This window comes from Erysipelatoclostridium sp. An173 (assembly GCF_002160495.1).
In the GTDB taxonomy this organism is placed as follows: Bacteria; Bacillota_I; Bacilli_A; order Erysipelotrichales; family Coprobacillaceae; genus Thomasclavelia; species Thomasclavelia merdavium.
The window spans coordinates 1-3,501 of the sequence record NZ_NFKR01000074.1 but is presented as its reverse complement, the minus strand read 5'-3'; the positions used below and the strand labels follow the sequence as shown (position 1 = coordinate 3,501).

General features: G+C 26.5%; 3 protein-coding genes. All 3 read left to right on the top strand.

Features of this window, described 5'->3' with window-relative positions; translation table 11 throughout:
- Positions 1-347, top strand: a 347-nt coding sequence (locus tag B5F09_RS14285; RefSeq protein ID WP_143357528.1) for an ATP-binding cassette domain-containing protein, incomplete at its 5' end; no start/stop codon positions are given.
- The gene (locus B5F09_RS14280; RefSeq protein WP_087374997.1) at positions 337-2,838 is read left to right on the top strand and encodes an FtsX-like permease family protein; all 2,502 of its coding nucleotides are present in this window, start codon (positions 337-339) and stop codon (positions 2,836-2,838) included. The genes B5F09_RS14285 and B5F09_RS14280, both read left to right, overlap by 11 nt.
- 273 nt (positions 2,839-3,111) lie before the next feature.
- Positions 3,112-3,420 (top strand): EamA family transporter, encoded by a 309-nt coding sequence (locus B5F09_RS14275; RefSeq protein ID WP_239404359.1) that lies wholly within the window; start codon positions 3,112-3,114, stop codon positions 3,418-3,420.
- Positions 3,421-3,501 lie beyond the last annotated feature (81 nt).

Here is a 3,501-nt window from a genome sequence, read left to right as displayed (position 1 = left end):
TTAAGCTTGATAACCGAAAAGTAGATCAGCAGTATTTAGATGAATTATTACAATTATTGCAGTTAAATAATAAAAAGGATGCCTATCCATCTGAACTTTCAGGAGGACAACAGCAGCGAGTAGCAATAGCCCGGTCACTAATAACAAGACCAAAACTATTATTGGCAGATGAACCGACAGGAAATTTAGATAGTGAGAATTCTAAGATCATAGTGGATTATTTAAAAAAGATTCACCATCAAAATGATATAACGATAATCATGGTAACACATGATTTAGAACTTGTTAAAAACTGTGATCGAATTTATGTCTTAGAGCAGGGAAAGCTAAGAGAATATGAAACTTGAGAAATTAAGATTTTTAATAAAAATAAGCATACAGTTTATAAAAAAAGACAAGATTCGATCATTGCTTACATTATGTACTGTTATAATATGTGTATTTTTAATTTATGCAACAGCTAATAACATGGTAACCGATGCCTATATGGATTATTATAGTAATAGGTGCGGGTTAGGCGACTGGTTATTTTCATATACATCTAAATCAGATGAGATTACTGCAAAAATTGATGATATTGTTGATGTAAAAGAAACAACTATTACAAGCATTATTGGTATTGGGGATGTTGATAGTCGATATAAGGTTGAATTGACAACATACTCAAATTTTAATTTGATACCAGAATATCTTTATAAGGGTGATTATCCAAAAAATCAAGATGAAATTTTGATTACCAGGGAATATGAAAAAAAGGCTTCTGTAGATGTTGGTGATACGATAACTATGGAATTTACTGATCCTGATAATCCTCAAAAAACTTTTTTTAAAACAATGAGAGTTAGTGGTATTATTCAATTTACTGGATCGATAAATGCTCAAGATGGAACTGTTAATGATAAGTTTATCTTACATTCTTCAAAAAAATCTGAAAATTATAATATATATGTAAAAACTGATATTATTTCCAATGAACAACTGGATAAAATTAAAATGCTGGTTATGAATGATGAAACTGGTGCTAGTATGAATAGTGAAAGGATTATTGATGTTTATACTGGAGGAAAAATGTATTCATTAAACAGTATCAATAAAAATAATATTGTTATTTTTATAGTACTGCTTGTTTTAATGTATTTTACATTAAAAAACATTTTTGCTATCAGCTTTAAAAAAAGGTGTCGCTATTTTGGTATATTGTCGAGCGTAGGTGCTTCAAAAAATGATCTGAAGTTATTAGCAATTATAGAAGTACTGATATATTCTTTTATTGCAATTACAGTAGGAATGATTACAAGTAATTTTGTAATGAAATGGTTACATGATACAGCAATTAATAATGCTTTGAAAACAGAGTTTAATATGCGCCCTAATCCATTTATGTCAGTACCGTCTATTAATATTTTGATTGCTTTAGTAATTGTTATTGTTTTATTATTTGCTAGTTTAACCGCTTTAAAAGAAATTAAAAGAATTAATATTATTGATTTATTTAAATCTTTGAAATGGCAAATGGATGGATATAAAAAGAAATCCAGATCTATTTTATTAGATTGTAGATATGTTTTTGTGACACTTGCGATCAGGTACATGAAAATGAATAAGAAAAAATATTTTTCGATTTTGATGACTTTAATTTTTTGTATTGTATTTTTAAATATTAATAGTTATCGAGCTAGTATAAATGATCAATATATTGAAGAAACAGTGGAAAAAGATAGTTTATATTTAAGATGTGAAATATATGATTTATATCAGGAAAAAAATAATTTCAATAAGCTAATAAAAACACTTAAAGAAAAAGAACCGCAAAAAGAAACTGCTTTTGTAGCTGATTTTAATTTTGGAAATATTGGCTCTATTTCTTTAAATCAGTTTACAGATGAATATCTTTCAATATATGGTACACCAGAAATTAGTACTATCAATATATACTTTTTTGGAGTTGAACAAGAGGTTATGAAAGAAGTTACTGGACAGATACAACCAGTTATACTAAATAAAAAAGTCCAATCAACAGGTGTTAGGAAAAATCAAAATATTCAAATTTTTAAAAATGGTAAAATTCCAATAACTATGGTTAATACATATACAATTAAAGAGCCAGAAATGACTTGGGAAAAAGAAGAAATAGAATTTATGGCAACAGCTGATGGAATCTATGAACTTGATAGTTTTAATATTTCAAATAATTATGAAAATTTACTTTCAGACATTGAAGGTGATGAAAGATTAAATTTAATGATGGTAGCACCATATGATTATTATTTATCACGATATGATGAAATGCAGCATATAAGTAATAATAACAGTACTATTAACTTTAAAATTAAAACAGATGATCATGCAGGTTTAAAAGAAGAAATAATTAATGATAAATTCGTTAATAACTATTTAAAAACAATAGAAAATAATGAACAAGACGAATATAGTCTTTTAAACAATGCCTATACTAAAATAATTACTTATTTATCTTTTACTGTTTGTATCATTAATCTAGCAATCATTATTGTTTTCAATGCTTATGAAAGACAAAATGATTATGCTATTTTACAATCATTAGGTATCAAAAATCATGATTTAAAGAAGATGATATTTTTTGAAAATCTATGCTTAGTAATAATTGCTTTAGTTATATCGATACCAATGATAATATTTATTGAAGGAATACTATTCTATTATCAATATACATATTTAAATATTTTTAAACCTTCATATTATACAATGTTATTTATGGCAGTTTTAGTAGTAATAATTGCATTATTAGCAACATTACTTTTATATCAAATGATTAAAAAGAAAAGTATAATAGAAAAAATCAAGGGTAATGATATTTAGGTATTTTATCAGTTGAGAAATCTAAACTTAATTAGGTTTCTCTTTTGTTTTGATATGAAAATTTTTAAAAATTAAGAAAAGATGATATCAATACTATATATTTTTTTGTATACTAATTAAAGAAAAAAGAGGTGGTAATATGTGGCTTTTATATGCGACTGGTTCAGCATTTTTTGCTGGAATTACTTCAATTTTAGCCAAGTGCGGCATTAAAAAGACAGATTCAACCGTTGCACAGCTATAAGAACGATTGTAGTATTATTATTTTCATGGTTGATTGTATTTTTAATTGGTTCTCAAAACCAGATAACATCAATTGATGGGCCAACTTTATTATTTTTAGTTTTATCAGGACTGGCAACCGGAGCGTCGTGGTTATGTTATTTTCATGCCTTACAAATAGGAGATATTAATAAAGTTGTACCAATTGATAAATCAAGTACTGTCTTGACGATTATTTTGGCTCTGATTTTTTTACACGAGGGTATTAATATCTATAAAGTAATTGCAATTATAATTACGGCTGGTATTTTGTTAATGATTGAAAAGAAAGATTTAGTGAGTATTTCACTAAAAAGATGACAGCGTTTCACTCATTTGATGACGTCATCACACTAGTGTGATGATAAAAATAGTCACTATAGATTTGACCATAGTGACATT

What these genes read in the sequence shown, in the direction of transcription:
- B5F09_RS14280 (WP_087374997.1), top strand. Translation starts at nt 337, where the DNA reads ATGAAACTTGAGAAATTAAGATTTTTAATAAAAATAAGCATACAGTTT.